The sequence below is a fragment of the Caecibacteroides pullorum genome (assembly GCF_019239235.1).
GTDB classification, from domain to species: domain Bacteria; phylum Bacteroidota; class Bacteroidia; order Bacteroidales; family Bacteroidaceae; genus Bacteroides; species Bacteroides pullorum.
In genome coordinates this window covers 41331-65077 of record NZ_JAAZTS010000007.1, presented here as the reverse complement: position 1 = coordinate 65077, position 23747 = coordinate 41331, and the positions used below count along the sequence as shown (strand labels likewise).

Genomic DNA, 23747 nt, shown 5'->3' with positions numbered 1-23747 from the left:
GGCTTTATTCATCCCTCAACGCCTCTACCGGCAGCGTACGGGCCGCACGGCGCACAGGGACATACGTTCCGACCAGCGCTATCAGCATCAGAACAACGTAACTGAGTGCCAGTACCACGGTGAAGTGGAAGCCGAAACGGTTTTGCCCGTAGGCGGGATTGGGCACGAACTTGTCATTCATCTCTACCGTGTACAGGCCGTTGACATGGGCATGATAGAGCAGGAAGGGAATGACCAGCACGAAGGCCACCGTCAGCAACAGCCAGGCTTCGAGGAGGAACTGCCGCACGATGCACCCTTGCGAAGCGCCCATGCTGCGCATCACTCCAATCTCGCCGCGACGGGCGTTGCTGCGTATCCAGAAGGTGCCCACCATGCCCAGGAAGATGCAGAGCAGGGCGAAACCCGTCAGGGCGTATTGCAGGCGGAGCTTGTTGGTGACACCACTCTTCATGGCATAGTCCTCGCTCAGTTCCGAAAATTCCTTCAGACTGTCGAAGTAGAAGTTGCCTACAGAGAGTTGCGGTGCCACTTCCTGCTGGAAACGCTGCTTGAAAGCCGATACGTCCACACCCGGCTTCAGACGGATAACAAAATTGTACCACCACGGCATATATTGGCTTCCGTACATCTCGCTGTACATGGTGACAATGAGCGGATAAGGCTGCTCGTAGTCGCGGTGCTTGAAGTCACGGAATACACCAGCTACCTCCAAAGCATCCTCGCTTTGGTAGACTTTCTTCCCCACGGCATCGGCCGTACCAAAAAGGCGTTGCGCCAGCCGTTCGGAAATGAATGCCTTGTCCTCCACCTGCTCAGGCAAGCGGATGTCACCGCTCGTACGGGCATCCTTCATGCCGTAGGTGCGGAGCAGGTTGCTGCCGTCGAGGGCTACAAAGCTGTAGGACTGGGCATGCACATAGCCCTCCTCCCGATGCAGGGAGGCGGTGTCGGCAAAGACCTGCGTACCGCTCCACAAGCTACTGTTGGGGAAACTTTGATTGCCGGCAATGGCCCAGCTGTCCACTTCGGGCTGCTCGCGCACGATGCGGGCCAGGCGCGTGTAGGCCACCAGGTTCATCGAGTCGGAAGCCATGTCGGGGTCGAAGTTGCCGTTCGTCTCGTCGTACATGCCGATGTTCACCACGTAAAGCCCCTCGGGGTCGTAGCCACGGTCGATGGCATGGTTGGCGGTCAATACATAGATAGGGTCGATAACAGTCCAAAGGAAGAAACTGACGACCAGCAGTTCCAGGAATATCCAGCCGTTCTGACGACGCTGGTTCCATAGTTGATGTAAGATGGTTTGAAGCATGAGATTTTATCTTTTCGTATTCAACGATTCCATAATCGGGTGACGCATCGCCCCCAGCGCGGGCACGAGGGCCGACACCACATTGAGCACCACACACACGGCCAGCGCGCAGCCGAACACGGCGGGATTGAACAGCATCTCGGGCGTGAGCGACGTGGAGAGCGAAGTGTCGTAGATGTTCTTGTCGAACAGCGTCAGAATCCAGTCGCTGGCCGTCAGCACAATCAGGTAGGAGAACAACAGGCCTGCCAGACCGCCCAGCAACGTGAGCAACAGGTTCTCGCAGAGCACCTGCTCCAGCAGGCGGCGGCGCGTAGCCCCGTAAGCCTTGCGGATGCCCAGCTCGGCAATGCGGCTGTCCATGCGCGAGGAAATCATGCCACTCAGATTCAAGGCAGGGATGAAGAGCAGGGCCAGCAGGATGTAGAGGAAGTCCTTGGCCAGTTCCATCGTGTCGGGCGCCTTCTCCACATCCTGGCGGAAAGTGCTGAGCCAGTATGGATCGGGTTGCCCCATCAGGTCGTATTCATAATCCTTGTCCTGCAGGGTATAGCGCCGGAACACACCCTGCACCTCGCTGCGCACGGCTTCGAAGTTCTCCGCATCGTCCACCAGCAGCGATACAAACACATTGCCCAGCAATCCCTGCCTGTCCAGCTCCTTGGAGATATACTGCGCATTGAGCAAGGGCAGCCACAGGTCGCCTGCCGTTTCGGGTGTGGCATTGGAAACATCCCGCACCACGCCACACACGCGGTAGTCGCGCCCGTTGAAAGCGAAGTGCCTGCCCGTCACTCCCTCGACGGCGGCAAACAACCGCTTGGCCAGCGACTCACCGATGACGGCCACTTGCGCCTTGGCCTCCACATCTTCCTGCGTGAATGGCTGGCCGTCAACAAAACGGAAGGAAAAGACTTTCCAGAAAGCGCCGTTGGCAAAACGGGGAGTAGCTTTGAAGGGCTTTACGTCTGTGGCAGACACCTGATAATCTCCCCAAAAATCAATCACACTGCCCGCCACCTGCTCCACATGAGGCAACCCCGGCAGCATCTGGTCCACCACATAGTAGGCCACGCCGCCGTAGATGTTCCAGTTCTCGGGCTTGCCCTTCGGGTAGCGCTTTATCGGCTTCACCACCAGCGTGCGGTCGCGGTTATACTCGGGGTAGACGGGGCCGAACTTGACGTAGAAGATGATGAACAGTGTCATCACCAGCGCAATGGACAGGCCCGTGCCCACCACATAGATGCCTGTAAAGAGGCGGTTCTGCCGCATCAGGGTCCAGGCTTGTTTAAAGTAGTTTTTCAGCATATCTGTATGTACTTTTAGTTTGTTCCATTCCCATTGTTTTCCGGCCGGTGCACCCCACGAATGAAGTGCTTTTATACCCCACTCGTGGGGTACTTTCGGGTACAACTTGCGGTGGGTCAGTCTTTCAGTTTCAGCTTGTTCTTGTTCTTATACTGGCTCATGTCGCTGACGACCACCTGGTCGCCCGGCTTAAGGCCCGAAACTACTTCGACATATTCGAAGTTGGAGTCGCCCAGCTGCACCTTGCGCTTCACGAGCTGGCCCTCGCCGTCGCGCACAAAGAGGTCGTATTCGCCACGGCCCACATAGTACGAAGCGTTGGCCACACGCATCACGTCTTCCTTCACGGCGTTCATCACATAGACATCGGTCTTCAGGCCCGAACGCAGGCGGCGGTTACTGTCGTCCTCCAACTGCACGGTGAAGGAGATGACACCGTTCTTCGAAAGCGGGGTGACGCTGCTCACCTGCCCTTCCAGCTTCTCGCTGCCTATCTTCACGATGGCCCGCCCGCCGGCTGCCACACGGTCGCCGTAAGTATCGGCTATCTCGCCCTCCACCTTGAAGTGGCTCAAGTCGGAGATGACGGCTATCTGCGTGCCCTCGCCTACCTGCGCGCCAATCTGGTTATTAATATAGGTAAGGATGGCCTTGCGGGGCGAGCGTACCTGCGCATCGTCCAGCGTACGTTTGGTTTCGGCCAGGCTCTTGCGGAAGATCTCATACTCCAGCTGCTTCACCTTCAGGTCGGCGGCTTTCACCTTACGCTCGTTGGCCAGCTGCTGACGCAACTGCTCCAGCTCCAGTTTGCCCGTCTTGAAGTTCAGTTCCGCCTGATGCACACGGTCGGTCGTTCCTGATCCCAGGCTGTCCAGATAACGTTCGTTGCGCAGCTCCACCTCCATGCGGTTCAGCTTCATCTCAGACACCTTCACCTGCATCTCCAGGTCGCTCAGGTAAGTGCTGTTGTTCACCTCCAGCTGCTCCAGCTGGTAGCGTTTCATCTGTTCCTCGTCGAGTTGCTTCTTGTATTCGGTCTCGGCGCTCTGCAGGTCCAGCTTCAGGATGGGCGTACCTACATCCACACTGTCACCTCCCTTTTTGTACACCTCGAGGATGCGCGTATTGATGGGCGAATTGATAATTTCTTCGAAGGCAGGCACCACCTTGCCCGAGGCGCTGACACTGACCTCGATGGTCCCCTGGTCTACGGTAGAAAACACCAGATCTTTCTCTTTCACGCCTGTCCGCATCAGCGAAATGAGCACACTGAGCACCACCACGCCTGCGACTCCTGCTACACCATAACGAATCAGTTTCTTGTTGCGCTCTCTACGGCGCTCTTCTTTGGGAATTTCTCTATCCATGGCAATAATTTTGAATTAGCTGTTTCAATCCATACACAGCCCACAACTATTATGCCAAAACCACAATTCACTGATTTTCAAAGATAAGTCATTATTCAGAGGTGTTCATTTTCGGACAGGTGTCCGATTTCGGGCGGACAGTTTCACTCGTTCACAGCTCCACAATGCGGACACACACCCTTGTGCATCAGCTTGCCGCCGCAACGGCCGCAACGGTAGCGGGGCGAATGAAGCGAATGCTTCAGTCTTCCGATGAAGATCCAGATAAAAGCCGCCAGAAAGACATAGCCCACGTAGATGTGCGTAGTCAGGATAAAGAAGAAATAACAGAAGATACACGACGAAGCCAGTCCCAGCAGGTAGAACACCGCTGCCGCGGGCGAAAGCTGGCGGAAAAGGTCGTCGAGCACGGCCAGCAGTACAACCAGAAACAGCCACAGCCCCACCAGAAACATCGAAAGCACGAAGGGCACCTTGAAAGGCGAAAGCGTGGGATTGTAATAATAGTGTTCCCACGTGTCGGGTGCAAAAACCTGTATCGACTCGTAGACCGTCGCACAGAAAGCCATCAGCAAGCAAAGCGCCAGGGGATAAAGGCTGTCGATGTCGTTGAAGTAAACCAGCTGCAACTGCTTGCGTCGGAATACGCGTACCAGCCAGACGGCCACAAAGATGGCAAAAACCACGATGAAGTACGAAGCATGCGTGTCGCTGAACACGTAGATGGCCTGCGAAATGCTGTCCGTAGGCACAAAGGCGCGCTTCAGGTCGACTTCGCGCAGCCACCCCTGTACCTCCTGCGAGTGGGCCAGCTTCACCCAGACGGAGTCTATCGAGTCGGCCGGATGGACAGCAAACTCGGCTACTACTACGCGGTCGCCCTTATGCAGCTGGTAGTAAGCCCCTTTCACGGGCAGAAGCTCCAGCTGGACGGAGTCGGTCTTCACCTCCAGATTGGTGTCCCACGTATAGTGTCGTTCGTACAGGTAGGTCAGCGAGTCGCGCATCTGCTGCGACAGGCCTTCGTCTTCCAGATTGGGGCGGGAGTAATGACAGGAAGAAAAAAAGAATAAAATGAAGAATAAAAAATGAGGCATGAAGAATCCGATGCGCCAAGGGGCATGAACCGTCCCGCGCTTTCTTCCAAGGCCATCTATCTTTAATTCTTCCTTCTCCATGCTTCACTCACCATTTATTCATTAGCCAACACCTTCATCTGACAGTTCTTGCAATCGAACTCCAGCCGGAAGCGGCGTCCGTCCGAGCTTGCCAGATAGTACGGTTCCCGATAGGGCGAACGTCCTTTCTGATGAACAGGACACCAGCCCATGCTGTAGCGCAGACAGTGACGGCAGAACATCAGCACCGCCCCATCCGCAGGTTGCTTTTCGTAGGCAGGCGCCACAGCTTTCACTCCATGATCCAGGTAGAAACGTCGTGCCTCGTCGTTCATTACGTTGCCCAGATAGGTCAGCGTGGCCGCAGGATAAGCATGGCGCGTCGGCTTCCACACGGCCAGTTCGCGGCGGTAATTGATGCGGCGTGCAGCCGTCAGCCGCTCCACCACCTGCCTGCGCCAGTCGGCCACGACCGACGAGGGTACAAACCACTCTTCCGTCAGGGCGATTTCGGCCGGTTCCGTCAGTTCATAAGGCGTACCGCCAAGCTTGGCCAGCTGCGTGCGCAGGTTCTCTACCTGCGGCGTGCGTGCCCGCTCCTTTGCATAGCCGAAAGCCAGCGTCACGCGGTTGTCGTCCTCGTCGTCTGCCGTCAGCGAGAAGCCAAAGGCATTCTCCTCCAGCCTGAGGCGCACCCCTATCTTCCGCTCGGCCGACTTGCGTGCCAGGGCCCGTTCGAACTCCTGATCCAAGTTGCGGAAGAGCGGCGTACGCGGCCGTATGCGCGCCACGTTGCCTGCCGGAAAAAGCTTGTTGCCCTCTACGCGATTGATGCGGAAGCCCTGCAGGCGCCCCTGCTCGTCGAGGTAGCACACGCCGTCGCCGTTGTGGAAAGGCTTCACACCCGCCACGCTCACCCATCCGCCACGCTGTTCCTTCAACGTACCCATGGCCTCGCCCAGTGATTTGGGCGTGTCGAACGAAGCGATATCCTCTCCCCTTCCCTCCAGAAAGTAGTGTGTGAATCCGCGGCTGAAGCTCTTCTCCGGCTGCGGACGGAAGTCCAGTCGGCACGTGCCCGACGAAGCACGCACATATTCCTTCCTGCGCTTCAGGATGGCGTCCAGGCGTTGGCTGTAGGCAGCCGTCACGTTCTTCACGTAGGCCACGTCTTTCAGCCGTCCCTCTATCTTCAGCGAGGTAACTCCTGCGTCGAGCAGCTGCTCCAGCATGTCCAGGCGGTTCATGTCCTTCAGCGACAGCAGGTGCTTGTCCTTCACCACCACCCGTCCGTCGGCATCCACCAGCGAGAAAGGCAGGCGGCAGAACTGGGCACACTCCCCACGGTTGGCGCTGCGCCCGAAGCAAGCCTGGCTGGCGTAACACTGTCCGCTATAACTTACACACAAAGCCCCGTGCACAAACACCTCGAGCGGCGTGTCGGGACAGGCCTTGTGGATGGCGGCTATCTCGTCGAGCGACAACTCGCGTGCCAGTACCACCTGTCGGAAGCCGGCCTCCGCCAGGAAGCGCACCTTTCCGGCCGTTCGGTTGTCCATCTGCGTGCTGGCATGCAGCGGGATGGGCGGTAGGTTCAGGCGTGTCAGGCCCATGTCCTGCACGATGAGTGCATCCACACCCCTGCGATACAGTTCCCAGATCATGTCCTCCGTTTCCTTCAGCTCCTCGTCCTTCAGGATGGTGTTCACCGTCACATAGATGCGCACTCCGTAGAGGTGGGCATAGTCTGTCAGGCGTCCGATGTCGTCCATCGAGTTCGTAGCAGCCGCCCTAGCGCCAAACTTCGGCGCACCGATATACACCGCGTCGGCCCCGTGGTTCACCGCCTCGATGCCACACTCCAGATTCCGTGCCGGTGCCAGCAGTTCTATTTTCCTCAGTACCTTCATTCCCCGATCTCGTTGATGTTGTACGGCGTTTCCTGATAGACGAAGTAGTTCAGCCAGTTTGTAAAGAGGAGGTTCGCATGCCCCCTCCAGCGCACCAATACCCCCTTTTCGGGGTCATTGTCCCGATAGTAGTTTTTCGGCATGTCGATGGGCAGTCCCTTGCCCAGGTCTCGTCTGTACTCCGTGTCCAGCGTCAGGGGCGAGTACTCCGAGTGTCCTGTCACGAAGAATTCTCTTCCTCCGCGTGCCATCACCATATATACTCCCGACTCGTCCGACTCCGAGAGCAGTGTCAGTTCCTTCACCTTCAGGATATCCTCCCGTCTCACCTCCGTATGCCGGCTGTGAGGCACGTAGAACACGTCGTCGAATCCTCGGAAGATGGGGTGCAGCGGTTGCAGCGTATGATGTTCGAAGATGCCGAACATCTTTTTCTCGAGCGGATATTTCGCCACGCCATAGTGGTGGTAGAGTCCCGCCTGCGCCGCCCAGCAGATATAGAGCGTCGAGGTCACGTGTGTGCGTGCCCAGTCGAATATTTCCGTAATCTCGTTCCAGTAGCCCACCTCTTCGAAGTCCATCTGCTCCACGGGCGCCCCTGTGATAATCATGCCGTCATACTTCTCGTTCCTCATGAGTTCGAAGTCCGTATAGAAAGCCTTCATGTGTTCGATGGGCGTATTCTTGGGCGTATGACTTTTTATCTTCATGAAAGAGATCTCTATCTGTAGCGGCGTGTTAGACAGCAGCCTGACGAGGTCCGTTTCCGTTGTTATCTTCAGGGGCATCAGGTTGAGGATGACGATTTTCAGGGGTCGTATGTCCTGTCGCGTGGCTCGCGAGTTGTCGATGACGAATATGTTTTCCCGCTTCAGCAGTTCGATGGCGGGCAGTTTATCGGGCAAGTTGAGTGGCATGGCATTTACATCTTTAGTTTCAGAGGGTCAAAGATAGTGCAAACTGAGAGAAGCACAAAGCGAAAACGAAGTTTTCAGACTTTTAGATGAGGTAGTGAAGAAAAAAACGGCATTTTCACTTTTTAATATTTTTATTTTTTTTACTTTTGCCACCGATAACATTTCTAAAAAATTAATACCATGAAAAGACATCCGATTCTTACAGGTGTAGTCTATCGTTTAATGGGAGGAATTTTATTGCTCTTCCTATCCTGTAGTACTGAAAACAATGCATTTGACATGCAACCTGGCGACATCCCCATCACGTTCTCGGGCACTATCAGTGGACAATTACTCACAAAAGTTACCGCAACATCTTTCGAAACAAACGACCGTATCGGCCTGTTTGCCACGCTGACACCCAACTCTCTCGATGGGAAGAGATATATAGACAACCTGCAACTGACATGCAACAGCAACGGCAGCTCCTTCACGCCAGCGCGGACGGTCTTTTATCCCGAAGGAGGAGGGACACTGGACTTCGTAGGCTATCACCCTTACCAAAAGGAAGGACTCGAAGCAGGGAGCACTACTTTATCTGTCAGCATCCAGTCCGACCAAAGCACACCTGAGAATTTCTCGGCAAGCGACTTCCTGACTGCCAAAAAACAAAATGTGGGAAGCAGCGAAAACGACGTGACACTGAACTTCAAGCATCGATTTGCCAAACTGAAATTTACCATTATCCCTGGCGAAGGCGAGGATGCGGTGAGCATTCTGGAGGACGATCCGAACATTATCGTCACCAATATCTACTCGCAAGCCAGCTACAATCTGACGGACGAAAGCATCACCAATCCGCAGGAGCCTACAGACATCCTCACCTACGGTTCGTGGAGCAACAGCGGAGAAAAACTCACAGGCAAAGAAATAATCATCATTCCGCAAAGCTTGACACAAACGGACAATAGCATTCTTATGGAATGGAACGGAAGGGTATACACCTGCCTGATGCCGGAACAAGTGATGAAGACAGGTACCCAATGCGAAATATCCATCACCGCCACCCAACAGGGAGGAGAATTTCTGACCGGCATAGCAGGTACCGTAAGCGACTGGACTACCGTCGACGGGCAAACGACGGACAACAACCAGGAAAACGTAGCCATCCACACGGCCATCTTGTCTTTCCGAGAGTCTGACGTTTATCGCATCTACCACGAAGGGAAGGCCCTGGCAGATGTGTGCAAGGAATATTTAATTTCGGACGAACTGACCTCCAGCGCTGTCGTCTACTATCCCATATCGGAGGAAACAGGGCGGCCCGACCTGACACGAGGAACTGTCCTGCGGCTGATGGACACGCCCGATGCCATCTGCGGAGGAACAATCGTCTGGAATACGGAAGCAAACAGCTTCACTTACAACCAAGGGAGCCAAACGAGCATCAACAAATTTTACGTATCCGAAGACGGAACGATCAGCCTGACCTCGGGCAGCAATGCCGTAAGCTGCGACGTCGTGAGCCTGACCATACGCGACACCCGCGACGCACAACCGTCCTCCTACCCGATCGTCAAAATAGGAACGCAGTACTGGATGAAAGAAGATTTACGGGCAACCTGCTATAAGGACGGAACACCCCTGAAGAAATTGGAGAAACTCGGCACAGAAGCCGCCTACTTCAAGCCGGAAGGGCTGGAGTACTATTTCTACAATGGCGAAGCAATTCTGGCCGGCGAATTAAGTCCCGAAGGCTGGAGCATTCCAAGCGACAAAGACTGGGAGGCCCTAAAGAGTTACACTGGCGACAACACCTCGCTACTGAAAGCAGGAACATGGCTGCTTGAGACGGACAACGCCGGGCAGGAGCAAGAAGGAGACGTGGCTCCCGTCAACAACCTGACCGGGTTCAGCGTCTATCCACACGGTACTTGGCTCAGTAGTAAGCACAATAATAATGGCCGCCTGAACGGATATTGGGCACTGAAAGAAGGCAGTACGGAGATAGCCGACAAAATGATATTCTTCACTGGAGGCAGCAACAACTTCTACCTGTCCGATCCGATTGTAAATGGGAAAGACTACTACAAAGCCGCATCCATCCGTTGCATCTTGAAGTAACCCCAATAAATCACCCGCCCCTCATTCCCTGAGGCAGCGGGTGTTTCATTCAGTGTTTGTGTGTTGTCGCATGCAGCACAGGGCTACATCATGCAGCTGGTGATGCCCAGCGTAGTTCCAATAGCGGTCAGGATGGTGACCAGCGTCTGGATAATGGTTTTCCAGATTGTTTTCTTGTCCATTTCGTTAATTGAGAATTGAAAATTGAAAGTTGAAAATTTTAATTCAATTGAAAGTTGAGAATTGAAAATTGAAAATTAATTTCGGCCGCATTCTTCATTTTCCATTTTCAATTCTCCATTTTCAATTTACAGCGGGCTTCCTCCTTCTTCTTCGTCCTCGCCGCCGGGCTCGGGTTCAGGGGTAGTGTCTTCTTCGAGGGCGCCGCCGGCGGTGTAGACCGTCAGCTCGGTCAGGCGGGCGGACTTGCGCAGCTCGGCGTTGCTCCAGGTCTTGGTGTTGCGCACGTTCAGGTGGACGCCGGTAATGAGGCTGGTGGTCCACGCCTCGGCCGTCTCGGCTCCCTTCGAGGAGATGCCCACGGAGAAGAGGCCCAGGTCGCCCAGGCGGACACTTTTGCCGTCGAGCACCAGTTCCTTCAGGCAGGCGAGCATGTCGATGAGGACACCGTGGATGACGCCGCGCGAGTAGGGCGAGTTGTGTTCAGAAATGTGGGTGACGAAGTCTTCGAATTCCACCGTACGGTCCTGCACGGCGCGGGCGTACCACTTGGCGGGTGCGTCGGGGTCCTGCGGCGACTTGGCCGCGTAACGTCTGTACTTCAATGTTCCGATTGTTAACATAGCTTTGTTCGATTTAGTTCGTGTTGGTTGTTCGTGTTTATTCTCTCAGTTGGGAAGCTCCGCCGGGCCGGCATCCGTCGTGGTTTCCCCTTGTCGACAAAGCAAAGATAGGGCCTCTCCACCACGTGGCCAAATAAAAACAACCGCCAGAAAGTGAAAATGTGTTAACAAAACAATAGATTATGTTAATAAAAATAACACATTGATTTACAGTGTATAAAACAGCGTTTTCGCGTGCGGAAAGCATTGTTTTCTCATTTCCGGCACATCGGGCAGGTAGTTGTCTGTCTGCAAGAGGTGATGGAAATGGATTTTCGTAAACTGTCATCTGTCATTTGTCATTGCGAAGGTTGTTCGGCCGCCTTTCAATGACAGAAATGACAAATGACAGTTTTGTTTATTCGACTTTTGAGAGAGTGTGTGTTTTTATTTATATTATATATATAATATACTATATTAGTGCGCACGCACTTTTATGAAAAAAGAGAAACTGTCATTTGTCATTTGTCATTGAAGGTTTTTGTAAGCACCTGTATATTAATCATATAGGTGTTTTTGCAATGACAATTACAAATGACAGCATTAAAAAAAGGGAAAGAAAATGGCGTATTTATGGAGTTATTTTCCGCATTTTGAGAGGAAAATACGGACTAAATGTCGGAAACAGGTTAAAAATCGCCGCAAGAAATAGTCGTTGAATGCCTTTGTTTTTCAGCAAAAACGGATAGAAATTGACGAATTTATTCAGAAAATCCCTCTTAAGAAGAATTTTTCAACTTGTCTTTTGGGAGATTGAGCGACGTGAGAGATCAAAGACTCCATTACAAAAGCAACTATTCCTTTTTTCTATGGCCCCATTTCCTTATCTTTGCCCCACTATAGCAAACCTAAACAAGAAAAGAATGACGAAACACTGGATAGCCACCTACGGAGGACACTACCGCGCCCTGATCCGACTGGGACTGCCCATCGTGGTGGGACAGCTGGGCATGATCGTGCTGGGATTTGCCGACACCCTGATGATAGGGCACCATAGTACCACGGAACTGGGAGCGGCATCGTTCGTGAACAACCTGTTCAACCTGTGCATCATCTTCAGCACGGGATTCAGCTACGGACTGACACCCATCGTGGGAGGACTCTACGGCAACAAACGTCTGGCGGAAGCCGGACAGGCACTGAAATGCAGCCTGGCTGCGAACACACTGGTGGCGGGGGTGCTGGTGCTGCTCATGGGAGCGCTCTACCTGAACATCGGACGACTGGGACAGCCGGAGGAACTGCTGCCGCTCATCAGGCCGTATTACCTGGTGTTGCTGGCATCGCTGCCGTTCGTACTGCTGTTCAACGGATACAAACAGTTTACAGACGGCATCACGGACACGCAGACAGCCATGTGGATCTTGCTGGGAGGAAACGCCCTGAACATAGCGGGAAACTACGTGCTGATAAACGGTAAACTGGGACTGCCCGAACTGGGACTGCTGGGCGCAGGACTGAGTACACTGGCTTCGCGCATCGGCATGGTCATCGTGTTTGCCGCCATCGTGGGAAGAAGCCGACGATTCGCACGCTACCGGGTGGGCATGCTCAGAAGGCCGTGGGCGGCGGACGTGTTCCGACGGCTGAACGCGCTGGGATGGCCTGTCGGACTGCAAATGGGGATGGAAACGGCTTCGTTCAGCCTCAGCACGGTGATGGTGGGATGGCTGGGCACGCTGGCGCTGGCTTCGCACCAGATCATGCTGACCATCTCGCAGTTTACGTTCATGATGTTCTATGGCATGGGGGCGGCTGTGGCCGTGAGGGTGAGCAACTTCAACGGACAGCACGACACGACCAACGTGCGACGGGCGGCGTATGCCGGATTCCACCTCATCGTGGGCATGGGCATCGTACTACTGAGCATCGTCTTCGCCTGCCGAAGCCACGTGGGAGGATGGTTTACGGACAACGCCGAGGTGTCGGCCCTGGTGTCGGCCCTGTTCTTCCCCTTCCTGATCTACCAGCTGGGCGACGGACTGCAAATCAACTTCGCCAACGCCCTGAGAGGCATCGCAGACGTTAAACCGATGATGTTCATCGCATTTATTGCGTATTTTGTCATATCTTTGCCTGTAGGATACCTCTGCGGATTCGTGCTGGGCTGGGGGCTGCCGGGCGTATGGATGGCTTTCCCCTTCGGACTGACCAGCGCCGGCCTGATGCTGTGGCTGAGATTCCGCCAACAAACCAAGTAGACTATGCGAAACAAGAAAAACGTATCGCGCGTGAAAATCAGCCTGGGCTATGCCCTGATGCTGGCCGTACTGCTGTTCTCGCTGTTCTTCGTCAACCGCGAGATGGGAAACCTGACGCTCTCGACAGACCGGGACATGCAATGGGAGGACAGCCTGATGACGCTGCTGCGCGAGAAGGACAATAACACCATCAGACTGCTGCGCATGCTGAGTGCCGCCAGCGACAGCCTGATGTCGACCAACGACATCGAACAGGTGATAGCGCAGCACGACACCATCATCATCCGACAACGCGTGCAACAGCGCGTCGTAAAACGACAGGACACCATCCGTACTCCTAAAAAGGAGAAGAAAAGCTTCTTCCGCCGCCTGGGCGAGGCTTTCGTTCCCCCCAAGGAGGATACGACCATCCAGGTGCGCACGACGACGGAAGTGGCCATGGACACGGTGTATGACACGTACAACCCCGTGGACTCCCTGCAGGAACGGCTGAAGGCCGTGACCCAGAAGAGGCAAGAGAGGCAGGTGGGCCTGCAGCAACGACAACGCTACCTGCGCCGCCTGGACAAGATGCTGAACGCACGTATCGACAGCCTGCTGAAGGGCTACGAACGGGAGATGCTGAGGGTGGCACGCGAGACAGACATCAAGCAGGAGCAGATGAGGCAGCACTCGGCACGTATCATCGGAGGCATCGCCGTAGGAGCTGTGCTGCTGGCAGCCTTCTTCCTGGTACTGATAGGACGGGACGTGACACGCAGCAACCGCTACCGCCGCGAACTGGAGGAGGCACGCCGACGGGCAGAAGAACTGCTGGCCACGCGCGAAAAACTGATGCTGGCCATCACGCACGACTTCAAGGCGCCGCTGGGCTCGATCATGGGCTATGCCGACCTGCTCTCCAGGCTGACCGTGGACGAACGGCAGCGCTTCTACCTGGACAACATGAAGACATCGTCGGAACACCTGCTGAAACTGGTGGTGGACCTGCTGGACTTCCACCGCCTGGACCTGCACAAAGCGGAGGTGAACCGCGTCAGCTTCCACCCGGCACGCCTGCTGGAAGAGATCAGGGTGAGCTTCGAACCGCTGACGGCCGCCAAAGGGCTGGCCCTGCACTGCGAGACGGCGCCCGAGCTGGAAGGAACCTACATCTGCGACCCGCTGCGCCTGCGGCAGATCATCAACAACCTGCTGTCCAACGCCGTAAAATTCACGGAAAAGGGAAGCATCACCCTCAGCGCCCGCTACGAAGAACGACGGCTGGTAGTGGCCGTGACCGACACGGGTAAGGGCATGGAGCCGGGCGACCGCGAACGCATCTTTCAGGAATTTACACGCCTGCCGGGAGCACAAGGCAAGGAAGGATTCGGCCTGGGGCTCTCCATCGTACGCATGCTGGTGCAGCTGCTGGAGGGCGAAATCGAAGTGGACAGCAGGCCCGGCAAGGGAAGCACCTTCACGCTGCGTGTGCCTATCTATCCTGTACAGACCGGCAGCAACGAGGCAAGCACCCCCACCCCAACCGAGGAACCAACCGAGGCGATGGACGGAAGTCCTGCCACGGCAACGAAACGGGTGGTGCTGATCGACGACGACCGCATCCAGCTGACCTTGACGGAGGCCATGCTGAAACAGGGGGGCCTGGAGGCAGTCTGTTGCCAACAGGTAGACGAGCTGCTCGACGCCCTGCGTACACAAGACTTCGACGTGCTGCTGACGGACGTACAGATGCCGGCCATCAGCGGCTTCGACCTGCTGAGCCTGCTACGGGCATCGAACATCCCGCAGGCACGCACCATCCCCATCATAGCCGTCACAGCCCGCAGCGACATGCAGCGCGAGGAATTCGTGGCACATGGATTTGCAGGCTGCCTGCACAAGCCCTTTACCGTGGCCGAACTGCTGGCCGAACTGGCGCAGGAACAACCGAAGGAAGAAGAGCCTAGGCAGACTGTGCAACCGACTTCGGAAGGAACCTATAACTTCGCTGCACTGACAGCCTTTACGGAGAACGACCCGGAGGCTTCGCGCACCATCCTCGAAAGTTTTACGACGGAAACACGCCTGAACCGAGAACGAATGGAGCAGGCACTGGACAAGGCCGACATGAAGGAAGCGGCCGCCGTGGCCCACAAGATGATCCCCCTGTTCGTGCTGTTGGAAGCCCACCGTCTGGTAGCGGTCCTGAGGGAACTGGAAGCGGCGGCAGACGCACCCTTCTCGGCTGAATGGGAAGAAAAAATACGCACGATCCTGACGCTGACAGCCGAAGTGCTGGAATACGTTCCTTCCTGAGAAAACATTTGTTGAATTAATCGGAAACAAACCAACATTTCTCGCTGGAATTTGTTTACTTTGTAGTCAAAAACAAGTCTCAGAAGATCGTGACACAAGAAAACCCCATAGAGAATACAGAACCGAAGAGGAAAAGAAGAAAATGGTTGAGGGCAGCCCTCTGGGTGGTATCCACTCCGATTGTCCTGTTTGCCGTGCTGATGGTGCTGCTCTACATTCCGCCTGTGCAGAACTTCCTGCGCAAACAGGCCACAGCCCTGGCCTCCGAAGCCACAGACATGGATATCTCGGTGGAGCGCATCGACTTGCGCTTTCCCCTGAACCTGCTGGTAAGCGGCGCACAGGTAGTACAGCCCGCTGACTCGTCGGCAACACAACACCCCGATACCCTGCTCAGCCTCAACAGCCTGAACGTACGCATCCAGGCATGGCCCTTACTGAGGGGGAAGGTCGAGGTGGACAACATCACCCTGACCGGCGTCAAAGTGAACTCGGCTGACCTCGTGGAAGGAATGCTGATCAAAGGTGCCTTGGGGCGTTTCTTCCTGAGAAGCCACGGCATCGACCTGCTGAAGGAAGAAGTGACCCTGAACGACGTGGAGCTGGAGAACTCGCAACTGATGGTACAGCTGAAAGACACGACGGACGCTGAACCCGAAGACACGACCTCGACACCCGTAAAATGGAAACTGGCCCTGCAACACCTGAAGCTGAAGAACATAGCCGCCACCCTGGTCCTGCCACAAAACACGACTTCGCTATCGGCCTACATCGACGAGCTGGGCATCACCAATGCCGAAGCCGACTTGGGGCAACAACGATACGGCTGGCGACGTTTCCTGCTGGCAGGTGCCTCGTTCCGCTACGACGTGGGAACAGGGGAGGCTGCTGAGGGCTTCGACGCCTCGCACATCGCCCTGCGTGACATCAGGGTGGGTATCGACTCGGTCCTCTACTACGGACGTAACCTGAATGCTGTCATCCAGGAGTGTACCTTGAACGAACGGTCGGGCCTCAGCCTGTCGTCGTTCAGCGGACGGATCTTTGCCGACTCCACCCTGATACAGATACCCGAACTGCACTTGCTCACTCCTCACAGTGAAATCAAGCTGGGGGCGCAATCCTATTGGAAACTGGTGGAAATGCCTACAACAGGACACCTTTCGGCCCATCTGGAGGCTTACATCGGCAAGCAGGACGTCATGCTGTTTGCAGGCAACCTGCCCGAAAGTTTCAAAGAAGCATATCCCTTCCGCCCGCTCGTCATACGGGCAGGAACAGAAGGCAACCTGAGCCAGATGCAAATCTCGCGCTTCATGGCCGACCTGCCGGGCGCCTTCTCGCTGAGAGGCGGAGGAGAACTGTGGAACCTGACGGACAGCTTGCGCCGATCGGCCAAAATGGACCTGAACATGCAGACGCAAAACATCGGATTCCTCACGGCGCTGACAGGTACAGCCAACAAAGGAAGCCTGGCCATCCCCGACAGCATGGAACTGACAGCCAACCTCGGTCTGGAAGGAAGCCGCCTGTCCGCCCTGCTGGAACTGAACGAAGGAAAGGGACGAATGGCTATGGACGCTTCGTATGACCTGACATCGGAAGCCTACCACGCCGACCTGGCCATCGACTCCCTGCAACTCCACCACTTCCTGCCCAAAGACAGTCTCTACATGCTGACCCTGCACGCAGGAGCCAGAGGACAGGGTACAGACTTCACCTCACCACGCACCCATGCCGACGTAACCGTCAGTCTGGACGGCATCCAATACGGACGCTGGCACCTGAGCGGCGTAGATCTGAAGGCCAGCCTGAAATCGGCCCTGGCCACAGCCCAGCTGACCAGCAACAACGCCCTGCTGAAAATGACCACCCAGGCCAGTATGCGCCTCGGACGGAGATACATGGACGGACAGCTGCAGATGGACGTAGCCGATGTAGGACTGTATCAGTTGGGAATATTGTCGGCTCCCCTAACCCGACCGCTAGCCTTCAATCTGGAGGCCGAAGTGCGACGCGACACAGTAAGAATGGAAATGAAGGCCGGCGACATGAACATGTGGCTACGCGCCCAAGGGACCGTCAACCATCTGATAGAGCAAAGCAACCAGTTCGTCGCTCTCCTGATGAAACAAATTGACGATCGAAAACTGGACCACGCCGCCCTGCGTCGTGCGCTTCCGTCGGCAGGCATGTTTGTCAAAGCCGGCAAAGACAACCCCGTGAACGACCTGCTGGAACAGCATCACATGGGATTCAACGAACTCAAGCTGGGCTTCGGCTTTACCCCCGACTGGGGCATCAACGGACGTGCATCGATCGACGGCTTCCACACAGACTCCCTGCAACTGGATACCATTTTCTTCGCTGTCCATCAGGACACCACCCGCATCAGGCTGCAAAGCGGCGTCATCAACACACCGCAGAACCCACAAATCGCATTCCGCTCCCTGCTGACGGGCGAAGTGCGGAGTGAGGATGCCGAACTGACACTGGACTTCGAAGACGAAAAGGGCGAAAAAGGCATCCTATTCGGCATCAACGCACGCCCCCTGACCGAAGGGAACGGAAAGGGAAACGGCGTATTACTGAACCTAACACCTGAAAATCCTATCATAGCTTACCGCAAGTTTTCGTTTGCAGACCAGGCTAACTGGATCTACCTGCACAAGAACATGCGTGTCTATGCCAACGTAGACATGGATAGCGATGACGGAGTTTGTTTCCGCATGCAGTCCAACCGTGAAGATACCGTTTCCCTCCAGAACATCGGTGTTGAGCTGAGCCGCTTCCGATTGAGCGAACTGAGCAAGGTGATGCCTTACCTGCCACAACTGACAGGCCTCTTCTCCGCCGAAGCCCATTACATACAGACAGAAAATTCCCTACAGGTATCTGCCGAAGCAGACATAAAAAAACTGACTTACGAGAAACAGCCGGTAGGCGACATCGGCCTGGGAGTGACCTGGCTGCCTGGCGAAGGAAAGACACACTACCTGAGTACTTACCTCCTGTATAACAATCAGGACGTGTTGACTGCCGACGGGGCCCTGATGCAACAGGGAGAAAAAAGCCTGATGGACATCAGCGCAAATATCACCCGTCTGCCACTGGCCATGACCAATGCTTTCGTGCCCGACCAGATGGCCACCCTCAGCGGCAAGGCAGACGGCGAATTACAAATCAGTGGAAGCATGGATCAACCGACAGTGAACGGCAACCTGGCACTGGACAGCGCCAACGTCTACGTCAAAATGTTGGGGGCACGTTATTGGATGGACAACCGTCCGCTCCGACTGGAGAACAACCGCCTGGTGTTCGACAAGTTTGCCATCTACACAACCAGCAACAATCCTTTCGCCATCAATGGCTATGTAGACTTCCGCAACATGGAACGGCCGACAGCCAACCTCAACCTACAGGCCCGCAATTATACACTGCTCAACGCCAAACGGACCCGTGAAAGCATGGTCTATGGTAAAGTGCAGGTCGACCTGACGGGTACAGTCAGCGGTCCGCTCAACGCACTGAAGATGCGAGGCAACATGAACCTGCTCGGCACGACCGACGTCACCTACGTACTAACCGACTCACCCCTCACCGTGGAGGATCGTCTGGATGGACTGGTATCGTTCGTATCCTTCCGCGACACGCTGTCGGCAGCATCGGCTCCCGTGGCCAACGTGCCGCTTGGCGGCATAGACATGCTGATGTCTGTCCACATCGACGATGCCGTACGCCTGCGGGCCGACCTCAGCCCCGACCGCTCGCAATACATCGAGCTGGAAGGCGGCGGCGACCTCTCCTGGCAATATACCCCTCAGGGCGACATGAGCCTGACGGGACGCTATACCTTCAGCGGAGGCGTCATGAAGTTCTCCTTGCCTGTCATCCCGCTGAAAGCCTTCCAGATCGTGAGCGGTAGCTACGTGGACTGGCGAGGTGACGTCATGAATCCGACGCTGAGCCTGAAAGCCCAAGAGCGCATGCGCGCCTCCGTGTCTGACGGCGACGACGGCAGCGGATCGCGCATGGTGAACTTCGACGTGTCCATCGCCCTGAAAGGACGACTGGAAAGCCCCGAACTGGTGTTTGACCTCACTGCGCCCGAAGATGCGACCGTTGAAAACCAGCTACAAAGTATGGGAGCTGAAGAACGCAGCAAACAGGCCATCACCATGATGGCCACCGGCATCTACCTGAACGACAGTGGAAAAGGAGGAGGCCTGACGATGGGCAGCGCCCTGAACAGCGTGCTGCAAAGCCAGATCAACGCCCTGGCAGGCGGCATGAAAGGGGCCAGCTTCAGCGTCGGCATCGAAGACCGCACTTCTGCCGAGACGGGCGACAAACAGACTGACTACAGCTTCCGCTACTCGCAACGCCTCTTCAACGATCGCGTACAAATCATCATCGGCGGCAAGGTGTCTACCGGCGCCAATGCCACCAACGACGTGGAGTCTTTCATCGACAACATCTCGCTGGAGTACAGACTCGACCCCTCGGGCACACGCTACATCCGTGCCTTCCACAACAAGAACTACGAGAGCGTGCTCGAAGGGGAGATTACCGAGACCGGCCTGGGCCTCGTCCTGCGCCGCAAGATGGACCGCCTGAGCGAACTTTTCATCTTCCGAAGGAGAAAGTCGCAGGTACCCAAGCCCGAGGAACCCGCCGAGACGCCTGCCCGCCCCGCGTCCGAAACCGATAACCGTTTGTAAGAAATTGGATTTATGAAGAAGATTACAGCATACATGACCATCGCCCTGCTCCTGGCCGCCTGCTCCACCACGAAGCACCTGCCCGAAGGAGAAGTGCTCTACACAGGGCAGAAAGCGATGATTGTGCACAATCCCACCCCGACCAAGGTGGGCGAAACCGCCATCGAAGAAGTAGAAGCCGCCTTGGCGACTGCTCCCAACAACTCCCTGTTGGGCAGTTCGACCGTGCGTATCCCCTTTCCCTTCGGTCTGTGGGTCTACAACGGCTTCCAAAAATACGAAAAGGGGCTGGGTAAATGGATCTTCAACCGCTTCGCCGCCAAACCCGTACTGATGTCTGCCGTCAACCCCGACATCCGCATCAAAGCGGCTTCTAACCTGCTACGCGACTATGGCTATTTCAACGGGACAGTCAGTTACGAGACGTTCACCGACCCCAAAGACTCGCTCAAGGCCAAGATACAATACACGGTGGACATGCGTAATCCCTACGTGATAGACACTGTGACTTTTCGTGACTTCAGTCCCCGTACCCAACGCATCATGGAGCTGGGACGGCGCCGCTCGCTCATCAGTCCGGGCGAACAGTTCAATGTGCTCGACCTCGACGGCGAACGCACCCGCATCAGCACCCTACTGCGCAACGTAGGCTGCTACTACTTCCGCCCCGACTACCTGACTTACCAGGCCGACACCACGCTGGTGCCGGGCGGACACGTCAGCATGCGCATGGTGCCCGTGCCGGGTATGCCGTCTGTGGCCGAGAAACCTTTCTACCTGGGTCGAAAGACCATCGAGATCCTGGGCAAGAACGGCGAGGCGCCCAACGACAGCGTGGACTACAAGGGCCTGCGCATCTACTACCACGACAAGCTGCGCGTACGCCCCAACATGCTCTACCGTTGGACCGACTACAAAGGCTTCCGCCTCAAGCGCCAAGTGCAGGACAGCACCGGCATCAGCCGCCAGCGCTCTGCCGAGAATCTCTACAGCCTTTACAAACAGACGCGTGTGCAGGAACGCTTGGGCAATGTGGGTATCTTCCGTCTGCTGGAAATGCAGTTCACCCCACGCGACACGGCCTTCGTCTCCGACACACTCGACCTGAACATCCGCCTGGCACTGGACAAGCCCTACGACGCCGAACTGGACTTCAACATCAAGCTGAAGAGCAACAACCAGGTAGGGCCCGGTGCGTCGTTCACGCTGACCAAGAACAACGTCTTCGGCGGCGGTGAAAGCTGGAATGTAGAACTGACAGGTTCGTACGAATGGCAGACGGGTGCCGACCACTCGTCGCTGATGAACAGCTACGAGTACGGCATCTCTACGTCGCTCGTCTTCCCCCGTGTGGTCTTCCCCCGCATGGGCGACCGCGAGTATGACTTCCCCGCCACGACCACCTTCCGCCTCTATGCCGACCAAATGAACCGTGCCAAATACTACAAGCTACTGGCTTTCGGCGGCAACGCCACCTACAACTTCCAGCCGAAGCCCACCAGCAAGCATAGCCTGACACCCTTCCGCCTGACCTTCAACGTGCTGCGTGACCCGACACAGGCCTTCCTCGACCTGCAGGCGGAAAATCCCGCCCTCTACGTCAGCCTGCGCGACCAGTTCATTCCCGCCATGGAGTATACCTATACTTACGACAACCTGTCCCAGCGCAAGAACCGCCGCAGCAGCCATTGGTGGCAGACAACCCTAACCTCGGCGGGCAACCTGACCTCGTGCATCTATCGTTTGGCAGGGCAACCCTTTAACAAGCAGGAAAAACAACTCCTGGGTGTACCCTTCGCCCAGTTCGCCAAACTCAACAGCGAGTTCCGCTACAACTACCGCATCGACCGTAACCAGTCGCTGGCAGCACGTGTAGCAGCTGGCTGTGTCTGGTCGTACGGCAACATGCTCTCCGCCCCCTATACCGAACAGTTCTACATCGGTGGTGCCAACAGCGTCCGTGCCTTCGCCGCCCGCAGTATCGGCCCCGGTGGTTATGCCCCTGCTAATGCTGAGACTGACAAGTACGGCTTTATCAACCACGTGGGCGACATCCGTCTGGAAGCCAATGTAGAATACCGCTTCCACCTCATCGCCGACCTCCACGGCGCCGCCTTCCTCGATGCGGGCAACGTCTGGCTGCTCCGCCCCGATGCAGGACGCCCCGATGGAGCCTTCACGCTGAAGAAATTTCCCGAACAGATCGCCTTGGGCACCGGCATTGGTCTGCGCTACGACCTGGACTTCCTCGTCTTCCGCCTCGACTGCGGCGTCGGCCTCCATGATCCGTCGAAACTCTATCGTAACGGATATTACAACATCGGCAAGTTCAAGGACGGCCTGGCCCTGCATTTCGCCATCGGCTACCCGTTTTAGAAGAATTTTGTACGATATTGCCAAAGAATGTATCATTTTATTCCTCTTCCTGCCGTTTATTTCTTACATTTGCCAAGTGAAAAAGCAAGAACACACTAACCTTTAAATAATTAATTGATTATGAAACCTACTCTTTTCTTATTGGCAGCCGGCATGGGCAGCCGCTACGGAGGCTTGAAACAGCTGGACGGACTGGGTCCCAACGGCGAAACCATCATGGACTACTCCATCTACGACGCCATCAAGGCCGGATTCGGCAAACTCGTCTTCGTTATCCGCAAAGACTTCGAACAGGACTTCCGCGAGAAAATCCTCTCCAAGTATGAAGGACACATCCCCTGCGAACTTGTATTCCAGTCGCTCGACGCCCTGCCCGAAGGCTTCACCTGCCCCGAAGGCCGTACGAAACCCTGGGGAACAAACCACGCCGTCATGATGGGCGAGAATGCCATCAAGGAACCGTTTGCCGTCATCAACTGCGACGACTTCTACGGTAGCGACTCCTTCCAGGTAATGGGCAAGTTCCTGGCCAATCTGCCCGAAGGCTCAAAAAACGTTTATTCAATGGTAGGCTTCCGCGTAGGCAACACGCTGAGCGAGAGCGGTACCGTCAGCCGCGGTATCTGCACCACCAATGAGAAGCACCTGCTGACTTCCGTCGTAGAGCGCACCAAGATCCAGCGCATGGACGGCGAAGTGAAGTACATCGACGACAACGGCGAGTGGACTGCCACGCCCGACACGACTCCCGTCAGCATGAACTTCTGGGGCTTCACTCCCGACTACTTCGCCTACAGCAAGGAATTCTTCAAGACCTTCCTCGCCGACCCGAAGAACATGGAGAACCTGAAGAGCGAATTCTTTATCCCGCTGATGGTGGACAAGCTCATCAACGACGGCACGGCTACGGTCGAGGTACTCGACACCACCAGCAAGTGGTTCGGCGTGACCTATCCCGAAGACCGTCCCGACACCGTTGCCAAGATCAAGGCACTGGTAGACGCCGGCGAATATCCCAACAAGCTGTTCTAAACGGGCAAGGGATTTATACCTTTATATATAGAGCCGCCACGGTTGCAGACATGCAGCCGTGGCTTTTTTCATTTTATTACGTGACATATTAACACGATATTGTATGACTCCCTGACACAGTGCTTCGTTAAGGTGTCACGCAGTGCTTCGTTAAGGTGCCACGCAGTGCTTTGTTAGGATGCCATGCAGTGCTTTGTTAGAGTGTCATGCAGTGTTTTGTCAGAAGGTCATATCAT

General features: G+C 55.7%; 14 protein-coding genes. 6 read left to right on the top strand and 8 right to left on the bottom strand.

The features are described 5' to 3' along the window. Nucleotides 1–4: 4 nt before the first annotated feature. From HF894_RS06845 to metA, 6 genes are all read right to left on the bottom strand, one after another. Nucleotides 5–1315, bottom strand: coding sequence for an ABC transporter permease (locus tag HF894_RS06845; protein ID WP_204971966.1), 1311 nt, complete (start codon nt 1313–1315; stop codon nt 5–7). Between the two features lie 6 nt (nt 1316–1321). Next, on the bottom strand, nt 1322–2626 hold the full coding sequence (locus HF894_RS06840; RefSeq protein ID WP_204971964.1) for an ABC transporter permease: 1305 nt from the start codon (nt 2624–2626) through the stop codon (nt 1322–1324). A gap of 116 nt (nt 2627–2742) precedes the next feature. Then, entirely contained in the window at nt 2743–3993 is a 1251-nt protein-coding gene (locus HF894_RS06835; RefSeq protein WP_021846577.1) for an efflux RND transporter periplasmic adaptor subunit, read from the bottom strand. 143 nt (nt 3994–4136) lie between these two features. Next, on the bottom strand, nt 4137–5090 hold the full coding sequence (locus HF894_RS06830) for a hypothetical protein (protein ID WP_246593165.1): 954 nt from the start codon (nt 5088–5090) through the stop codon (nt 4137–4139). A 95-nt stretch (nt 5091–5185) separates the two neighbouring features. Next, the gene (locus HF894_RS06825; RefSeq protein WP_204971963.1) at nt 5186–7021 is read right to left on the bottom strand and encodes a peptidase U32 family protein; all 1836 of its coding nucleotides are present in this window, start codon (nt 7019–7021) and stop codon (nt 5186–5188) included. Beyond that, a complete protein-coding gene (gene metA, locus HF894_RS06820; protein ID WP_204971961.1) occupies nt 7018–7938 on the bottom strand; it encodes a homoserine O-acetyltransferase MetA in 921 nt (306 codons plus the stop codon). The genes HF894_RS06825 and metA overlap by 4 nt, the downstream gene beginning before the upstream one ends. Before the next feature lie 180 nt (nt 7939–8118). Between metA and HF894_RS06815 the strand changes: the two genes are divergently transcribed. Beyond that, nucleotides 8119–10041, top strand: a complete 1923-nt coding sequence (locus tag HF894_RS06815) for a fimbrillin family protein (RefSeq protein ID WP_204971959.1) — start codon at nt 8119–8121, stop codon at nt 10039–10041. Between the two features lie 83 nt (nt 10042–10124). On the opposite strand, the gene HF894_RS06810 is transcribed toward HF894_RS06815, so the two are convergent. After that, nucleotides 10125–10223 (bottom strand): smalltalk protein, encoded by a 99-nt coding sequence (locus tag HF894_RS06810; protein WP_204971957.1) that lies wholly within the window; start codon nt 10221–10223, stop codon nt 10125–10127. Nucleotides 10224–10349: 126 nt separating this feature from the next. After that, the gene (locus tag HF894_RS06805; protein WP_218417848.1) at nt 10350–10844 is read right to left on the bottom strand and encodes an HU family DNA-binding protein; all 495 of its coding nucleotides are present in this window, start codon (nt 10842–10844) and stop codon (nt 10350–10352) included. A gap of 902 nt (nt 10845–11746) precedes the next feature. Between HF894_RS06805 and HF894_RS06800 the strand changes: the two genes are divergently transcribed. The 5 genes from HF894_RS06800 (at nt 11747) to HF894_RS06780 (ending at nt 23511) form a co-directional block, all read left to right on the top strand. Beyond that, the gene (locus HF894_RS06800; protein ID WP_021848727.1) at nt 11747–13084 is read left to right on the top strand and encodes an MATE family efflux transporter; all 1338 of its coding nucleotides are present in this window, start codon (nt 11747–11749) and stop codon (nt 13082–13084) included. 3 nt (nt 13085–13087) lie between these two features. Beyond that, nucleotides 13088–15382, top strand: coding sequence for a hybrid sensor histidine kinase/response regulator (locus HF894_RS06795; RefSeq protein WP_204972708.1), 2295 nt, complete (start codon nt 13088–13090; stop codon nt 15380–15382). 200 nt (nt 15383–15582) lie between these two features. Continuing rightward, a complete protein-coding gene (locus tag HF894_RS06790) occupies nt 15583–20103 on the top strand; it encodes a translocation/assembly module TamB domain-containing protein (protein WP_204972720.1) in 4521 nt (1506 codons plus the stop codon). 12 nt (nt 20104–20115) lie between these two features. Next, entirely contained in the window at nt 20116–22479 is a 2364-nt protein-coding gene (gene tamL, locus HF894_RS06785; protein WP_204972706.1) for a translocation and assembly module lipoprotein TamL, read from the top strand. A gap of 120 nt (nt 22480–22599) precedes the next feature. After that, nucleotides 22600–23511 (top strand): glycosyltransferase family protein, encoded by a 912-nt coding sequence (locus tag HF894_RS06780; RefSeq protein WP_204972704.1) that lies wholly within the window; start codon nt 22600–22602, stop codon nt 23509–23511. The last annotated feature ends 236 nt before the right edge of the window (nt 23512–23747 follow it).

Excerpts from the sequence above, each read along its gene's own strand:
- HF894_RS06840 (WP_204971964.1), bottom strand. The coding sequence starts at position 2,626 with ATGCTGAAAAACTACTTTAAACAAGCCTGGACCCTGATGCGGCAGAAC.
- HF894_RS06795 (WP_204972708.1), top strand. The coding sequence starts at position 13,088 with ATGCGAAACAAGAAAAACGTATCGCGCGTGAAAATCAGCCTGGGCTAT.
- HF894_RS06825 (WP_204971963.1), bottom strand. The coding sequence starts at position 7,021 with ATGAAGGTACTGAGGAAAATAGAACTGCTGGCACCGGCACGGAATCTG.
- HF894_RS06830 (WP_246593165.1), bottom strand. The coding sequence starts at position 5,090 with ATGCCTCATTTTTTATTCTTCATTTTATTCTTTTTTTCTTCCTGTCAT.
- HF894_RS06805 (WP_218417848.1), bottom strand. The coding sequence starts at position 10,844 with ATGTTAACAATCGGAACATTGAAGTACAGACGTTACGCGGCCAAGTCG.
- HF894_RS06800 (WP_021848727.1), top strand. The coding sequence starts at position 11,747 with ATGACGAAACACTGGATAGCCACCTACGGAGGACACTACCGCGCCCTG.
- HF894_RS06835 (WP_021846577.1), bottom strand. The coding sequence starts at position 3,993 with ATGGATAGAGAAATTCCCAAAGAAGAGCGCCGTAGAGAGCGCAACAAG.
- tamL (WP_204972706.1), top strand. The coding sequence starts at position 20,116 with ATGAAGAAGATTACAGCATACATGACCATCGCCCTGCTCCTGGCCGCC.
- HF894_RS06845 (WP_204971966.1), bottom strand. The coding sequence starts at position 1,315 with ATGCTTCAAACCATCTTACATCAACTATGGAACCAGCGTCGTCAGAAC.
- HF894_RS06780 (WP_204972704.1), top strand. The coding sequence starts at position 22,600 with ATGAAACCTACTCTTTTCTTATTGGCAGCCGGCATGGGCAGCCGCTAC.
- HF894_RS06815 (WP_204971959.1), top strand. The coding sequence starts at position 8,119 with ATGAAAAGACATCCGATTCTTACAGGTGTAGTCTATCGTTTAATGGGA.
- metA (WP_204971961.1), bottom strand. The coding sequence starts at position 7,938 with ATGCCACTCAACTTGCCCGATAAACTGCCCGCCATCGAACTGCTGAAG.
- HF894_RS06810 (WP_204971957.1), bottom strand. The coding sequence starts at position 10,223 with ATGGACAAGAAAACAATCTGGAAAACCATTATCCAGACGCTGGTCACC.
- HF894_RS06790 (WP_204972720.1), top strand. The coding sequence starts at position 15,583 with ATGGTGCTGCTCTACATTCCGCCTGTGCAGAACTTCCTGCGCAAACAG.